17 protein-coding genes are annotated in these 14,869 nt (G+C 27.3%); 6 read left to right on the forward strand and 11 right to left on the reverse strand.

The genetic code is table 11. The annotated features are described in order from the left end of the window. Positions 1-119: 119 nt before the first annotated feature. From QIA41_RS00860 to QIA41_RS00875, 4 genes are read left to right on the forward strand one after another with little or no spacing between them, the layout of a single operon-like run. Positions 120-782, forward strand: coding sequence for an HAD family hydrolase (locus QIA41_RS00860; RefSeq protein WP_320292179.1), 663 nt, complete (start codon positions 120-122; stop codon positions 780-782). Further along, the gene (locus tag QIA41_RS00865) at positions 779-1,642 is read left to right on the forward strand and encodes a hypothetical protein (protein WP_320292180.1); all 864 of its coding nucleotides are present in this window, start codon (positions 779-781) and stop codon (positions 1,640-1,642) included. Before QIA41_RS00860 ends, QIA41_RS00865 begins: the two co-directional genes overlap by 4 nt. Continuing rightward, entirely contained in the window at positions 1,636-2,682 is a 1,047-nt protein-coding gene (locus QIA41_RS00870; protein ID WP_320292181.1) for a hypothetical protein, read from the forward strand. Before QIA41_RS00865 ends, QIA41_RS00870 begins: the two co-directional genes overlap by 7 nt. After that, positions 2,679-3,194, forward strand: a complete 516-nt coding sequence (locus tag QIA41_RS00875) for a hypothetical protein (RefSeq protein WP_320292182.1) — start codon at positions 2,679-2,681, stop codon at positions 3,192-3,194. Before QIA41_RS00870 ends, QIA41_RS00875 begins: the two co-directional genes overlap by 4 nt. A gap of 40 nt (positions 3,195-3,234) precedes the next feature. Here the strand turns inward: QIA41_RS00875 and QIA41_RS00880 are convergent, their stop codons facing one another. The 8 genes from QIA41_RS00880 to QIA41_RS00915 form a co-directional block, all read right to left on the reverse strand. Next, the gene (locus QIA41_RS00880; protein ID WP_004790989.1) at positions 3,235-3,675 is read right to left on the reverse strand and encodes a response regulator; all 441 of its coding nucleotides are present in this window, start codon (positions 3,673-3,675) and stop codon (positions 3,235-3,237) included. Positions 3,676-3,714: 39 nt separating this feature from the next. Beyond that, entirely contained in the window at positions 3,715-4,200 is a 486-nt protein-coding gene (locus tag QIA41_RS00885) for a chemotaxis protein CheX (protein WP_320292183.1), read from the reverse strand. An 11-nt stretch (positions 4,201-4,211) separates the two neighbouring features. Beyond that, positions 4,212-5,609, reverse strand: coding sequence for a CheR family methyltransferase (locus QIA41_RS00890; RefSeq protein ID WP_320292184.1), 1,398 nt, complete (start codon positions 5,607-5,609; stop codon positions 4,212-4,214). Between the two features lie 7 nt (positions 5,610-5,616). Next, complete coding sequence (locus QIA41_RS00895; RefSeq protein WP_320292185.1) at positions 5,617-8,211, reverse strand: chemotaxis protein CheA; 2,595 nt, start codon at positions 8,209-8,211, stop codon at positions 5,617-5,619. Positions 8,212-8,280: 69 nt separating this feature from the next. Next, positions 8,281-9,306 (reverse strand): flagellar filament outer layer protein FlaA, encoded by a 1,026-nt coding sequence (gene flaA / locus QIA41_RS00900; RefSeq protein ID WP_320292186.1) that lies wholly within the window; start codon positions 9,304-9,306, stop codon positions 8,281-8,283. Positions 9,307-9,383: 77 nt separating this feature from the next. Continuing rightward, a complete protein-coding gene (locus tag QIA41_RS00905) occupies positions 9,384-9,935 on the reverse strand; it encodes a flagellar filament outsheath protein (RefSeq protein ID WP_320292187.1) in 552 nt (183 codons plus the stop codon). Next, a complete protein-coding gene (locus tag QIA41_RS00910) occupies positions 9,925-10,923 on the reverse strand; it encodes an N-acetylmuramoyl-L-alanine amidase (RefSeq protein WP_320292784.1) in 999 nt (332 codons plus the stop codon). Before QIA41_RS00910 ends, QIA41_RS00905 begins: the two co-directional genes overlap by 11 nt. Beyond that, the gene (locus QIA41_RS00915; RefSeq protein WP_320292188.1) at positions 10,916-11,875 is read right to left on the reverse strand and encodes a glycosyltransferase family protein; all 960 of its coding nucleotides are present in this window, start codon (positions 11,873-11,875) and stop codon (positions 10,916-10,918) included. The genes QIA41_RS00910 and QIA41_RS00915 overlap by 8 nt, the downstream gene beginning before the upstream one ends. A 57-nt stretch (positions 11,876-11,932) precedes the next feature. Between QIA41_RS00915 and QIA41_RS00920 the strand changes: the two genes are divergently transcribed. Next, positions 11,933-12,604, forward strand: a complete 672-nt coding sequence (locus QIA41_RS00920; protein ID WP_320292785.1) for a hypothetical protein — start codon at positions 11,933-11,935, stop codon at positions 12,602-12,604. A gap of 8 nt (positions 12,605-12,612) precedes the next feature. On the opposite strand, the gene QIA41_RS00925 is transcribed toward QIA41_RS00920, so the two are convergent. The 3 genes from QIA41_RS00925 to QIA41_RS00935 are packed head-to-tail and all read right to left on the reverse strand — an operon-like array spanning position 12,613 to position 13,858. After that, positions 12,613-13,062 (reverse strand): DUF192 domain-containing protein, encoded by a 450-nt coding sequence (locus QIA41_RS00925; RefSeq protein WP_320292189.1) that lies wholly within the window; start codon positions 13,060-13,062, stop codon positions 12,613-12,615. A 19-nt stretch (positions 13,063-13,081) separates the two neighbouring features. Continuing rightward, a complete protein-coding gene (locus tag QIA41_RS00930; protein WP_320292190.1) occupies positions 13,082-13,492 on the reverse strand; it encodes a hypothetical protein in 411 nt (136 codons plus the stop codon). 9 nt (positions 13,493-13,501) lie between these two features. Continuing rightward, complete coding sequence (locus QIA41_RS00935) at positions 13,502-13,858, reverse strand: hypothetical protein (RefSeq protein ID WP_320292191.1); 357 nt, start codon at positions 13,856-13,858, stop codon at positions 13,502-13,504. A 104-nt stretch (positions 13,859-13,962) separates the two neighbouring features. Here QIA41_RS00935 and era point away from each other — a divergent pair, with 104 nt between their 5' ends. Next, positions 13,963-14,841, forward strand: coding sequence for a GTPase Era (era, locus tag QIA41_RS00940; protein ID WP_320292192.1), 879 nt, complete (start codon positions 13,963-13,965; stop codon positions 14,839-14,841). Positions 14,842-14,869 lie beyond the last annotated feature (28 nt).

Below are 14,869 nucleotides of genomic sequence, written 5' to 3' on the forward strand. Positions count from 1 at the left end.
TTATTCATAAAAATTAATTACTAATAAATAAAAAATGCTTGAAATATAAAAACCTTAATAAAGAGAACAAATTAATGCTAAAATAATAGAATAATTAAACTATTACAAAAGAGAGTACTATGAAAATCAAAGCTTGCATTTTTGATATGGATGGAACCCTGGTAAATAGCATTATGGACATTGCATTCTCAATGAATTCTGCTCTTTCAAACTTGGGATATAACGAAATCGAACTAAATAAATTCAATGCCCTTGTTGGTAGAGGATTTAACAAATTCGTAATAGACACTCTAAAGCTATTATCTCTTGAATACAATAATACCGATTTACAAGATAAACTTTACAAAGAATTCGTAAAAGAATATAACAAAAACCTCTCTTCTCAAACACAACCATACAAAAACATAAAAACCCTTCTAGAAAATATTAATAAACTTAATATTCCAATTGGAATATTAAGCAACAAAAACCACGAAGAATTAATAAATTTGGTAAAAAATATTTTTGAAAATATATTTTTTTTTGAAATTAGAGGTTATTCACAAAAATTTCCGCCAAAGCCAGATCCTGGAAATGCCCTTGATATGATATTAGAACTAAATGTCCAAAAAGAAGAAATTGCGTACATTGGAGACAGCGATGTGGACATGCTAACTGCAATAAACGCTGGGTTTATACCAATAGGGGTTTCCTGGGGATTTAGAAGTGTTCAAGAATTAAAACAAAATGGAGCAAAATATATAATCCACAAACCGCTTGAACTATTGGATTTAATTAAATGAATATAAGGCCATATTTTCCTCACCTATACCATTATCTATTCAACCATGAAAGCATAAAAAGTCTATCTGCTATAGAAAAAGAAATTGAAATGCTCAACTATTTAAAAGAAAACAAAAAAACTATTACCACATTTATTAAGAATGATTTTGAATCAGAAATAAAAGATTTAATTCAGTATATCAAGGATAAAACAGATATAATGATTACTCCATTTGTTTTGTCTGGTATTGAAGCTATTGATTTTAACATTGTAAAACCTCTTTTTACCAAAGAATTAACAAAAAATGACTTAAATTTGGTATTTAACTTCGTTAAAATCAACTCGTCTTTAAGAAAAGAATTCTTTTATAATTTTAATACTATAAGCAATGGATACATTACTTTTTACATAAACAAATTATTTGAAGGAAAAAACTCTTATACAATATATTTAATACAAAAAGAAAATAAAGCCCTTTGTTCATCAGATATCATAAAAAATTATGTAAAGATATTGCTTCTCTTAAAAGTATTGGTAATTAAATACTGCTTTGAAAAAGGAATAGAATTGACTATCAAAAACATTGAATCGACTTCAAAAGCAATAAGCAATGACACCGATCTTCTAGACGAAACAACAGCCAAACTAATAATTGAAAGCTTTTTCAAATATGAGACTTTACAAACAATGTCTCCAATTTCAACGCTAATTGCCATTTTTTCAGCCAGAGCCAGAATCCCAAAATATAAAAACAATCCGGTCAAAGGCTTTATTGGATATGATGAAAGTTGGTTTTCAATAAAGCAATCGGGCTCTAAAGAATATGATTCAAGAATAATCAAAGAATTATTAGAAATAGCTAAGGGAAATAAATGGTAAAAAAATTTTCAATTTTCTTAAAAGCAATAATAATTTTTTCAATATTTGAACTTTTAATAGAAGAGATCTCAATAATTCTTTTTTTACCATACAAAATACGATTTGCACTAATATTTCTTGGTTTTCTATTTGACACAATCTTTATTTTCATTTTCTTATACAAAATAACCAAGGCTTACCTTTCCCAAAGATTAAAAATATACGTCAGAAACAATCTATTCTTTGATATAATTCACTGCCTTGTTCCTTTAGCATTTTATAGTTCATATCAACTCAAAAATATAATTGTCGCTCACGAAACCATATTAAATCCAATAATGCTATCACTTTTCAAGTTAAGATTTTTAAGACTTCTTAGATTTAACGACCTTATAATAGAAATCTATTATAATTCAAAAGAAAAAAACCTAATACTAATAGCATTTGCTAGAACATTTTCAATGAGCTTTTTAATACCATTTATGTTTTTTATAATAATATCAAGCTCAAAAATCGTAAATTCAATACCAGAAAAACAAGAATTTAATATCATTAAAAATATATCAATAATAAATGAAAAAGCTTATATTAAAGAAAAATATCCATTCATCTTAATAATCAAGGAAAAGGAAGATATAATATATTCAAAATCAGACGAAATATTTGTTTACTACAGCCCTAGTGAATACAAGGTAATAGAAATAGAGAAGACAAAATTTTATATAGATAAATATTTACAAAGAAAAAGCGATTCTATTCTTGGAATTTTTCTATTTACATTGTTTGCATCATTTACTATTTTTTTAATGAATTTTTATAAATTTTTTAAAGCAAGCTTTTTAAATCCTATTATTTTAATGACAAAAATCTTGCAAGACCCATTAGAATACCGGAAAATTCAAATTCCTTTTACCTTAAGCGAAGAAAAAGTATATGAACTTGCAAAAGCATTTAACAATCTTTTACTAAAAGAAAAACTAAATTCAAAGAGAAAAAGCAAAATACCTTTAGAAATTGAAAAAGTAAAAAAAATAATAAATAAAAATCAGGAATTAAAATGAAAACTAAAATAATTGCAATACTACTTACATTGTTAAATCTTCCAATTAATGCTAGGCTTTTAGACATTTCAATTGAAACAAGGGTAAATGAAGAAATAAAAAAATATTCGTCTTTCAATTTAATTTTAGAAAAAGAATATTATACCAATTTTCCAACAAGCGAAATAGAAAAAAATATCTATGAACTAACGGAACATTTTGTAAAAAGCATAATACTCAATAAAACAGACTATAATCTATTAAATTCAAACTATAAAGAAGTAAATAAATATTTAATTCAAAGTGAGCTTATTGATAAAAAATTTTTAAAATATAAAATATTTAAAATTAAAAATATAAATGGAATTTTTAAAAGTTATTCATTAATATACACAAAAGAAGGATTTTACAAATTAGAACTTTACATAGAAAATAATACAGAACCAATAAAAATATTCAACCTTAACATAACTTATTTTTTAAAGAATTCAGATGAAATAAGCAATGAAATGATTTTTTCTACAAAAGAATAAAAATAATACAATTAAAGATTGAGCTATTTTTATAAATAATTTATTTAACAAATACAGACATTACTCTTTGAAGAACTTTTGCTCTATCTAATGGTTTAACAATAAATGTTTTTGCTCCTTTTATTAAGCAATCCTTAACTAATTGCTCTTTACCTAAAGCAGATATCATTATCACTCTAGCATTTTTATCAAATTCCATAATATTAGAAAGACAAGTTATCCCATCCATTTTGGGCATGGTAATGTCAAGAGTGACAATATCAACATTAGGATAATGATTTTTGTATTTTATCACAGCCTCCTCTCCATCAGCTGCCGTGTCAATAATATTAAAACCTTCTGATGTAAAGATTTGTGTAAGCTGCTTTACGGTAAAAACAGAGTCGTCAACAATTAAAACATTAAAAGGAATACCTGTATCATAATTAATTCCTCTAGGCTTAGATGAAGAATCTGCAGCAATTGTAGTCTTTTGGATCATATTAACCTCTCTTTTCTAATAAAAAGAATTTTTTTCATATCAAACCCTCTCTCTTATCGCAATATTAACTTCTATAATTTTACCATCAGGCAAAGAAAAAGGAACAATTAAAGCCTCAGAACCTTTATTGCTTATTTTCATATTTTCCCCATAAATAAAAGCTGGTGGTGTTATATCAAATATAAAGCCCTTAGCATGCAAGGTAGTAACAAAATTTCCAGCAATAATATTGCCAACCTCAGTGAGAGTTGCAGCAACCATCTCCTTTGTTTCCTCATCGTCAAAATCATCATACTCTTCAAAATTTAACTTAGAAGCAACAAAAAGAGCTGTTTCTATATCCATATCAATAATTATACTGCCCTCAACAGACCCAGCAAGTCCTACTATTACAGAAACACCTTTTATCTTTTGATTTATCGACTTAAGCCCTGGTTTCCCCATTTCTATATTCTCAACAAGCAACATATCTCTTAAAACCGAAGAAGCAGCATCCAAAAATGGTTCTATATAATCTATTCTCATTAATTTCTCCTTTAGATTTTCCTGTACAAGTTAAAATATTTTGTGGATTTCTCTTTCATAAAAACATTATTATTTTTAAGCTCTTCGTTATCTCCCAAAACCAAAAGAGCTCCTTTAATGGTTTTAGAAGCAATGATATTTAAAATTAAAATCTGATCTTTATCATCCAAGAAACATAAAACGTCTTTTAAAAAAACCATTCCCAAATTATCAGGCAAATCTGAAAAAAGAGCATCGGAATATTCAAATAAAACATTATTGATAATTTCTGATTTAAATTTATAAATTCCAGGACTTTGTTCAAAAGAGTTTTTAAGATAAATTTCACTAATACTAATTTCTGACTCTGAAAAAATCAACTTGGAAGTTTCAACCACTTTTGATAAATCATTATCAATAGCTGTCAACTTAAAAGGTTCTGCATAATATTCAAACAAAGCATTAGCTAAAGCCAAAGTCTCTTTTCCACTACCACAACCAACTTCTAGTACATTGAAAATAGAACTTGCATTATCCATAAAATTTAAACGATTCTTAACAATTTCATTTTGAAAGTCTTCCAAACAATCAACTCCCCACAGATTTCCCGATGATCTTGAATAAAATTCATTTAAAAAACTATCGTAAGACAAAAAATCAGCATCAAACATATTAAATTTTACTCCAACTTTTTCTAAAAACACATCTTTTACTAAAGAGACATTAAACGAGTATTTCAAAAGATTTTTTTTAATACTTTCCAAATTAAAAGTCACAGTATTGTTTAAAATTGAATTTTCATCGTTATTACTATTTTTTGAAAAAACATTATTAGAATTGCTTTCACAATTCTCTAGTATATCTAAACCATCACAATCGCTTATAAAATCGATTTTTCCAACAAAATTTTGATCGGGATTTAACACCCTTTCTTCTTCACCATAATTAAAAATTTTAAAAACATCAATGAGTATATAAAGTTTTTCGTTGTAATCTACAACACCTTTTATATAGTTTATTAAAGAATCTTGGGATAAAACTGGATGTGGATCTTGGATAAGGCTAGAATCTATTGAAAAAACATTATTAATTTTATCAACAATAACCCCTATAAGAAGGTCTTCATTTTTTAAAACCATAATATCTTCAAGATCTTTCTTATTGAATTCTAAATTAAACATTATTCTAAGATCAATAATAGGAATTATTTCCCCTCGCAAATTATCAAGCCCAGCTACATATTTTTTGACATTTGGAACATAGGTAAAATTACTAGATTTCCTAATTTCTTTAACTTGCATAATGTCTACCAAATAATGATCCGATCCGAGCTCAAAAGAAATAACCTTAAAATCAAAATTGGTCAAGTTAGAATTACAATTTTTATCATCTAAAATTTTAGATCCAAAATAAATTTCCTTTATCTGCACAAGAGATTCACTCCTTAGTATCCTTTTTTAAATCAAAAAGTTTAAAAACATCAATTATTAATACAACTTTACCATTACCAAGAGTAGTAGCTCCAACTATACCCGCACTTGATGAAAATTTATCTTTAATAGGCTTTACCACAAAATCTTCCTCGCCAATAATAGAATCTACAATAATTGCGGTCTTTATGTTATTAGTATTAACAACTATTAAAAATTTTTCTATCAATGAATCATCTCTTGCTATATTAAAAAGTTTATCTAGCCTGAGAACAGAAACGATTTCATCTCTTAGATTGTAAACCTCATGATAATTTTCAAGCAATTTTATATCATGTTCAGTTATTCTATGAGTTTCAAGAACATTGCTCAAAGGAATAACATAAGTTTCAGGACCTGACTTTACCAAAAGACCTTGTATAATCACTAATGTCAATGGTAATTTAATTTTAAAAATTGTTCCAAGGCCAATTTCTGATTCCACCAAAATAGTTCCATTAAGCTTTTCAATGCTTTTCTTTACAACATCAAGACCAACTCCTCTACCTGAAAGATCTGTCACTTGAGATGCTGTTGAAAACCCAGGAGAAAAAATTAAGTTAATAAGTTCAAAATCAGAATAAATTGCATCTTCCTTTATTGTTCCCTTTTCAATTAATTTGCGCTTAATAAGCTTTGGATCTATACCAACTCCATCATCTTCAATCTCAATTGATATTACGTTACCTTCATTCCTAGCACGCAAAATTATAGTACCCGCCTTGCTCTTCCCCCTTTCAACTCTCTCTTTAACCGTTTCAAGTCCATGATCCATTGAATTTCTAACACAATGCATCAAAGGATCTACAAGGTCATCTATAACAGACTTATCAAGCTCAGTCTCTTCTCCCTCCATTTTAAGATTTACAATCTTATTCAATTTCTTTGAAAGATCCCTGACAACTCTTGTAAACCTTGAGAATATATTAGATACTGGCAACATTCTAGTCTTTAAAACACTCTCATGCAAATCCGTAATTATTCTAGATAGTCTTCCAGAGGTCATTTTAAAATTTTGAAGAAGTCTGAAAAAAGAATTTCTTAATTCAGATATATCATTAAGAGATTTTTCCATTTTAAAATTCATAAAAGAATTAATATGCGATTCGATTTCATCTTCTAATGTTAAGCCTGCATCTTTAAAAATTATCTTTAAATCAATCAGAAAGTTTCTCTGAAAACTTTCTAGATAATCATAAAAATAATTAAAATTATAAAACAATGTAATCATTTCTGAATTTATTTGATTATAAGATGATTTACTTATTACAGCTTCACTAACAAGATTTAATATGTAATCTATTTTTTTACTATCTATTCTGATTAAATTAACATTAATTGGATTGTTTTTCTTAATACCTTTATTTGCCTTAAAAGACACATCATCGTTTTCTTTTAGACTTATATTCTTTAAAGATTCCAAATCAACATTTTTGATTTCAAAATGACTAACAACATCTGTTAAATTAATCTTTTTAGCAATGCTGTCTGAACTAACATTTGATATTAAGTAATATATAACAAAATCGAAAAACCTATCTGCCAATAATTCACTAGAATCTGGAAAAGATTTGAAAACTTTTCCAAGACTTTTTAATGCCTGAAACATTTGAAAGCCACTTATTGTAGCCATAGGATTGTCTTTTACAAAATCCAGTCTAACTTTATATAACTTTTGATCTCCAATCTCAAGTAATAAATCAGAAATCTCACTCTCTGTAAAATCAAAACTATCATTTAAAACAAAATTGGAATCTAAATCAATATATTTAATCTCTTTATCTACAAACTTTTTTAATTCTTCTTCTACATTAAATTCATCAACCAAATAGCTTGCAATTAAACTTGAAGAGTCTAAACTTTTTTTCACGCCCTCTATATCCGAATATATCAGATAATAATCTACCCTTGTTAAAAATTCATCTTCAATAATTTCCTCATATTTAGGAATTGTATGTAACACAGAGCCTAAATTTTTTAAAATATTAAATACTTTAAATCCATTATTTTCAACTTCAAAATCATTATTTGCATTAAAAATAACACTGACTCTTAAAACTTTTTGTCCTATTCCTAATCCTTCCCTTATATCTTCAAGATCTAATTTTGAAAGGCAAAAATCACTTTCGGTTGAACTTTCGTCAAATTTTTTAATAAAAGCTTGATCATCAATTTCTAAAAATTGCTTTAATTTGCTTTTAAGATCACTTATATCATCCAAATAAATTTGGCCATCAAGACGAAGTGCAAGCATTTCCTTAATGACATCTAATGACTTTAAAAGCAAATCAACAAGATCGTTGTTTATATTTATCCTATCATCCCTAATAGCATCAAAAACATCTTCAACGATATGAGTAAAATCAGATAGTTCCATCATATCAAGAGAAGCGGAGCTTCCTTTTAAAGTATGTGTTGCCCTGAATATTTCATCAATAGTATCAGAATTATTAGGGTCATCCTCTAAGGACATAATATTCTCTTCAAGGATATCTACAAGATTTTGAGCCTCTTCAAAAAAAACACCTAAAAGCTCTTCATTTTCCAAATCTAATATTTCCACACCATTTCCTATTAACATTTATATATGTAAAGCCAACCTTTTAGGTTAGCTTTACATATTGATTTAAATCTACTTTTTTGAGGCTGATTCTTCAGGTTTTTCACTCTCAACCTTTTCTATGAAATTTTGGAAAGAACCTTCAGGCATAGAAATTTTTTCTCTAAGCTTTAAAACCCTTTTAAAAGTTTCATGTGCCTTTAACTTGCGAAGGGATTCAGTCCCACTAGTCTCATAAACTTTAAATACAGATTCACTATCAATATCTGAATCTAATGAAACACTCAACTTATCATAAAGAACTCTCAAATCTTTCACATAAAAAATAAAATTTTGCTCTTTTGAACTATGTGATTTTGAAACTCTAAAAGCCTTAAATCTCATTTTGCTTGAAGCAAGGGGATAATTTGGAATATCGTCTTTAATTATTCTAGCTGATATATTGGGAATATAGTTAGGATTTGACCAAATTAAATCAGCCCATCCTTTAAACTTTAAAGTTCCCATAGAGTAAGCATACTCCATGCCATTCATATCTTCAAATAAAACTTCAAGATCGATTTCATACCCCAGGCTATAAACTGAAACCTTAATCTCTTTCATGGTTTTAATGTTATCAATAAGGCCTTTTCCTAAAAATTGATTCCCACTTTCCCCAGAATAAAAAGGAATTTTAAATGGCGGCATAATCATAGCAGATGATTGCGAATAGCTTGGAAATAAAACTCTTACTCCCAAAATAGTGTCGCCTGCGTACCTTCTTGATTCGCTTTTAACAACAGCAGGCGCAACAACTGAATTTTTAACATAAGCCTGCAACCTTGCAGAAGGAGTAAGCAAAACACTCCAATTATTTATACCAAGATCTACAACCATATCTTCCGACTTAACAACACCAGAAGCACCAGAATATACATAATCAACATAATTTGTAAGATCAAGTTTAGTTGAACTTGGATCTCTTGCAAGTTCGGCAAAATCTAAAACTAATTCTCCAGGCTCTGATCTTTTAGAACCTTCTCTAAATCCATCAGTCTCTTGAGCAAAAAGAGCAGTGGATAATAAAAAAAATAAAATGCTTTTCGCTTTCCTCTTCATGTAAACCAACTCCTTACATATAAATCTTTTATAAAATTTTCCTTTTTTAATTGTCATTATTAGTAAAATTAAATTTATCAACTTTGTTCCTTTAATATAAACCCTTCAACAAGAACAACAAGCTTTTTTACATTACCGGGGTAGTTAAAGCGTATTGTTTTTATTAAAGACATGGCAAACAAATTAACCTTAACATCAAAAGACTCATAAGATTCATTATAATCATCGTCATTAAAAGAATCATAAAACTCCCTTGAAAGATTTATATAATAAATTCCATCTTTTAAAAAAGAATATAAAAATCTTGCATCACTTAACAAAAATCCAAAAGAAAACCCTTCATTGCTTCCTAAAAGAAAATCTTTTACTAAAAGATCTAAATTGTCTTTCAAATTTTTTTCATCTCTTAAGTACCTTAAATTGGCAACAAACCCTTTGCTAGAGTAAAAATAAAAAACCTTTTTTGAAAAAAGATTGTCATAATTTAAAAAAATCATAAAAGCAGAAAACAAAAAACTTGTTGCTAAGGCGCCTAAAAGCAGTCTAGCTCCATACTCTTTTTTCGAATTTAAAAATTTAAAAATCACTGCATTATATTCTAAAAATATACCTGAAATATTATTTTTCATAAAAATTTATAAATTCCATCAAAGATTTGAGTATCAGAACATTAAACTTACTCATGTAATTATAATCCAAAATTAATTTAGCATCTAAAGTATTAGACAAAAATCCCATTTCAATTAATACGGCAGGCATACTGCTATTTTTTATTACAAACCATTGCTCTTCTCTAATTGGCCTAACATTGGTTTCACTTAACTCATTTTTAAATACCTTATACAAAATTTCAGCCAATCTTTTCGATTCATATTTATATTTAATATCTAGTATATCATTAAGCTCGCTTAAGTATCTATTCCCTTTAATGTCATGCCCCTTAAAATCCTTAATAACCTCTCTTTTTGAATCCTTGGGAAGATACCAAAATTCAACCCCTCTAGCTTCACTATTTGGAGCATCATTAGCATGTATGGATAAAAATATAACATTATTTGGAAAATTTGGCTTTATTGCATTTGCAAATTCCGACCGCTCTTTTAAAGTCAAAAAAACATCATCTACACGGGTTAACAAAATATTTTTATTTACAAAATAATTACTTAAAATTTTAGACAAAAATATAGAATAGGTTAATGCAAAGTCTTTTTCCTGAAGCACAACATCATAACCATCTATCTTTAAAGTCACAACCGCACCAGAATCATGCCCACCATGTCCGGGATCAATGATTATTGAAGTAATTCTGGGTTTATTATAATTTTTAAGAGAATTGAAATAACTTTCAATTTGTTTTAATACTTTTTGACTTATTAAAATTTCTCCACTAATGTCAATAATTGGATCTACAAACATATAATAACCAGAAGATGTAAGCGCATATTCAAAACCTACCCTAAACTTTAAATATCCTTTATCATTTTCAATTGTAAAAACATCATTTTCAATGTTAAGATCAAACTTAAAAGCATTGGTATCAAAAAAATCAAGAACATTCGAATAATCGGGGCTCTTAGAATATAAGTTTAAATATGAAAACAAAAACAAATCAATCAATAATATCATTTTCCCAAAGCTCAATGGCACTCTTTAAGTCTCCTTTAAATCTTAAGCTATTTTTAACAATCTCATCTTTTATTTGCTTAAACTCTTTTTGAAAGAGAAAAGGATTGATTTTGTATTTTAAACAAATTTTACAAAACCTCAAAAAAGAAAACACAACGCCATTTCCAACAAAAATTGGGACATAATTCTTAAGCAAAAAAATCAAAAAACTTTTATTTTTGGTTAAATTTTCTGGCGAATTTAATGCAGTATATTGGATTCTTAGCTTTCTATAAATATAAACATGTTCTCCAAAATAAACAGCTCTTAGCCCAAAGTCTATTCTTTGAAAATATTCATTTTGAATTCTTCCATCAAAACCTCCAAGCTGTAAAAATTTCTCCTTAGAATAAAGTCCACAATAATCCATAGTAATCAAAGTTTTTTCATAGTCTTTCTCAGCATTTACTAAGATTACTTTAAATTTTTGCTGTTTATCTATGCTGGGAAGAAAAATCGAAGGGATCATTTCCTCTTCTTTATCGAAAAATTCACCTCCAACAAGAAGTACATTTTTTTTGACTATCTCATCAAATATATTTGGAATCCAAAAAGGATTTAATAAGTACATATCACTTTGCAAAACAAAAACAAAATCACAGCTGGATTCTTTCATTGCCAAATTAACCTTTTCTCCAGAATTCAAATCATCAGAAAGTAAAATAAATTTTAACTTACCATAACTTTCTGAGATAAACTGTAAAGAACTTCTGTTGCTCTGCTTTTCAATTGAAATTATTTCTCTTATAAAGTCAAAATTTGATAAAAATTCAAACAAATCTTCTCTAAAAATTTTTGTTCCTCTGCTTAATATTACAAAAGAAATTCCAAAAGAAGATTTTTGTGAATAATTATTTTTAGATTGAATAACAGTATATGAATAGCCGATATCTTGAAGACGCATAAATTACTTTTAAAATCCTCACAATTAAATTATAATAATCATATGTCAAATAATACAATGTTAATTTCAAGAATGATGAATATTGGTGCATTATTATATAGCATGACTGCCATCATTTTTACACTCATTTCTTGCAGCCATAAGAATATACAGTATGACAAAAGAATTAAAAAAATTTTGGATAAAAACAAAATTGAATATAGAATAGATTCGGAAAATGACTTTGTAGCATTTAAAGAAATAAACAATGACGGGAAAGAAGAGGTAATCATTAGATCAAGACTAAACTCATATAAAAATTCAAAAATAAGAGAAATATTTGGAATTGTCAAAGCATTTGATGTAAACACGCAAAAAATTAAAGAAATATCGGATTCTCTTATGAGCGACAGCTATAATAACAGAGTACTTGGATCATGGGAGATTATCCATAATGCAGAAAGAGGAATTAACTCTTTGATATATATTGTAAAAGCAGAAGAATCTGCAAGTGAAACATTTTTGCTTGACGCAATTAACGAAATCGCCTCAACAATAACTATTTTCAAAAAAATCATAACAAACAACAACGAAAACATTGATAATAATCAAGCAAATAGTACCGCAAATGAAGTATCAAATGAGCATGATTTAAAACAAGAGAAAATAAATTCAATAAAAGAATCTATTAAAAATGAACCCAAAGAATATCAAATCGAAGAAGAACTTCAAGACATTAAAGCTCAATAATTTCAAAATCATTCTACCAATAAAGAATTAATATCAAAGCAAAAATGAACCTTATCGCCTATTTCTATTTGAAATTTAGAAAATGAGCCTTTTGGAAGCTCAAGTGCATATTTTGCTTTATAAAGAGAATTAACATTCGCCCTAGAGTATGGTTCTAAATTATAGATCTCTTTAATAATCCCACTTGAATCAATATAAGCTATTTCGAGCGGTAAAGGTGTATTTTCCATCCAAAAAGATAAATTTTGCTCTTCTTTAAAGATAAAAAGCATCCCATTCCCATATTCAACTTTTGCGGTACCCATATAACCTTTTGCTCTGTTAAGTTCATTAGATGCTATTGTTACAAAAAACTTAACCTTATTTATAACAATTTCTTTATCATAAACATGATCACCAAAAGATAAAAAAGGCATCAACAAAACTAAAAATAAAAAACGTTTTAGAATTTTTTTCAATTATCAACCTTGTTAAAAATCATTTATTATAATTTTCAATATAAGATTTTAAAGTCATTCTTAAAATATTTTTATTTAAAACAATAATAAACTCACCAAGATCCCATAAATAATTCAAAGGTGTTACCAATGTAGCCTCACCAAATTTTTTCTTAACTTCAATAAAAATTGCATATTGGGATATTAATTTTTTATCAAAAACAAAAGTGTAGGAAAACATTTTATTTTTATCAAAATTAAAAACAGCATATTTTAAATGGGTTTTGGCAATAAATTGCAAAGTTTGTTTCCTAACATTAGGAAATTCAACTTCTTCAATATCATAATAAAAAATGGTATTTTTAAGAATATTGTCTTTAACAGACTCCATGCTAGAGCCAATAGCAAAAGATGTAAAAATAGAAAATAAATAAAAAACTGTAATACCCATACAAAGCCTTTAGCCATAAACAATAAAAAGAAAAAGTATAACAAATAAAAAACTTGAAAATAAATACAACAAAATACTAACATTAATCCCAAAATAAAAAAGTCTTGCAAAGACTTTAGAAGCCACTCTATTACTCATCATTCTTGTCCTTTCTTTTCTTTTAAAAGGTTTTTCTTTAAGTTCTTGAAAAGGACTATAGTGACAATTAGGACAACCTTCTCCAAAAGCAGAAACTGAACCTACATGACGACAATTTGGACACTCAATATCACCAAGCCTAGCAGCACAATTGGGACAAACAGATCTATTAAGCCCAACTTTCTCACCGCATTGCTCACAAAAAACTTCAAAAGTTACCTTTGCCAAACGGAAATCCCTCAAATTTTACTTAATTATAAAGTACTTAAATACTATATAATTAATTATAATAAAAAATATCAAATATTACATATTTTAAGGAATGCTAAAACATGAAATCAGGATTTGCAGCAATACTCGGTAGACCATCAACTGGAAAATCTACCCTTTTAAATTCAATATGCGGGCATAAAATATCAATCATATCCCCTATTCCACAGACAACTAGAAATAAAATAAAAGGAATCTTTACAGACGATAGGGGACAAATTATTTTTATAGACACACCAGGATTCCATCTGAGTAAAAAAAAAATTAATATTGCAATGATGCAAAACATACACTCCACAATAGGAGAAGTCGAACTTATTCTATACATAATTGACATTCAAGACAAACCTGGAGAGGAAGAAAATAAAATGTTAGAAATAATTAAAAACTCTAAAATTAAATTTTTAGTACTACTTAATAAAGTTGATCTTGAAAATACAAAAATAAAAGAAATAACACAATTTTTAAAAGAAAAAGGAATAGAAAACAATAATATAATCAAAATATCTGCTGAAAAAAAAATTAACACAGAAGAATTAAAAAATAAAATCTATGAAAATTTTTCAGAAGGTCCACTTTATTATCCACAAGAATACTACACAGATCAAAAAATAAATTTTAGAATTAGTGAAATAATAAGAGAAAAAGCCATTGAAAATCTAAAAGAAGAACTTCCCTATTCTTTATATGTGGATATTGATACTTTAGAAAATAAAAAGGGAAGTCTTTTTGTTAAAGCAAACATTTTTGTAGCTAATGAAAGTCAAAAAGGAATAGTTGTGGGAAAAAGCGGAAAAGAAATAAAATCAATAGGGGAAAAAGCAAGAAAAACAATTGCAAAAATTTTTGAAACAAAATGCAACCTATTTCTCCAGGTAAAACTTAAAAAAAACTGGAACAAAGAAGATAAACTCATAAAAAGACTTATAATCAACATTTAAATACAATTCTTTCGTTATTGAAACTTGA

It is taken from the genome of Borreliella sinica, assembly GCF_033969665.2.
Classification (GTDB): Bacteria; Spirochaetota; Spirochaetia; order Borreliales; family Borreliaceae; genus Borreliella; species Borreliella sinica.

Bases quoted from the DNA above. Each gene is read 5' to 3' on its own strand.
- QIA41_RS00860 (WP_320292179.1), top strand. From the start codon at position 120: ATGAAAATCAAAGCTTGCATTTTTGATATGGATGGAACCCTGGTAAAT.
- QIA41_RS00865 (WP_320292180.1), top strand. From the start codon at position 779: ATGAATATAAGGCCATATTTTCCTCACCTATACCATTATCTATTCAAC.
- QIA41_RS00870 (WP_320292181.1), top strand. From the start codon at position 1,636: ATGGTAAAAAAATTTTCAATTTTCTTAAAAGCAATAATAATTTTTTCA.
- QIA41_RS00875 (WP_320292182.1), top strand. From the start codon at position 2,679: ATGAAAACTAAAATAATTGCAATACTACTTACATTGTTAAATCTTCCA.
- QIA41_RS00880 (WP_004790989.1), bottom strand. From the start codon at position 3,675: ATGATCCAAAAGACTACAATTGCTGCAGATTCTTCATCTAAGCCTAGA.
- QIA41_RS00885 (WP_320292183.1), bottom strand. From the start codon at position 4,200: ATGAGAATAGATTATATAGAACCATTTTTGGATGCTGCTTCTTCGGTT.
- flaA (WP_320292186.1), bottom strand. From the start codon at position 9,306: ATGAAGAGGAAAGCGAAAAGCATTTTATTTTTTTTATTATCCACTGCT.
- QIA41_RS00905 (WP_320292187.1), bottom strand. From the start codon at position 9,935: ATGAAAAATAATATTTCAGGTATATTTTTAGAATATAATGCAGTGATT.
- QIA41_RS00915 (WP_320292188.1), bottom strand. From the start codon at position 11,875: ATGCGTCTTCAAGATATCGGCTATTCATATACTGTTATTCAATCTAAA.
- QIA41_RS00920 (WP_320292785.1), top strand. From the start codon at position 11,933: ATGTTAATTTCAAGAATGATGAATATTGGTGCATTATTATATAGCATG.
- QIA41_RS00930 (WP_320292190.1), bottom strand. From the start codon at position 13,492: ATGGGTATTACAGTTTTTTATTTATTTTCTATTTTTACATCTTTTGCT.
- era (WP_320292192.1), top strand. From the start codon at position 13,963: ATGAAATCAGGATTTGCAGCAATACTCGGTAGACCATCAACTGGAAAA.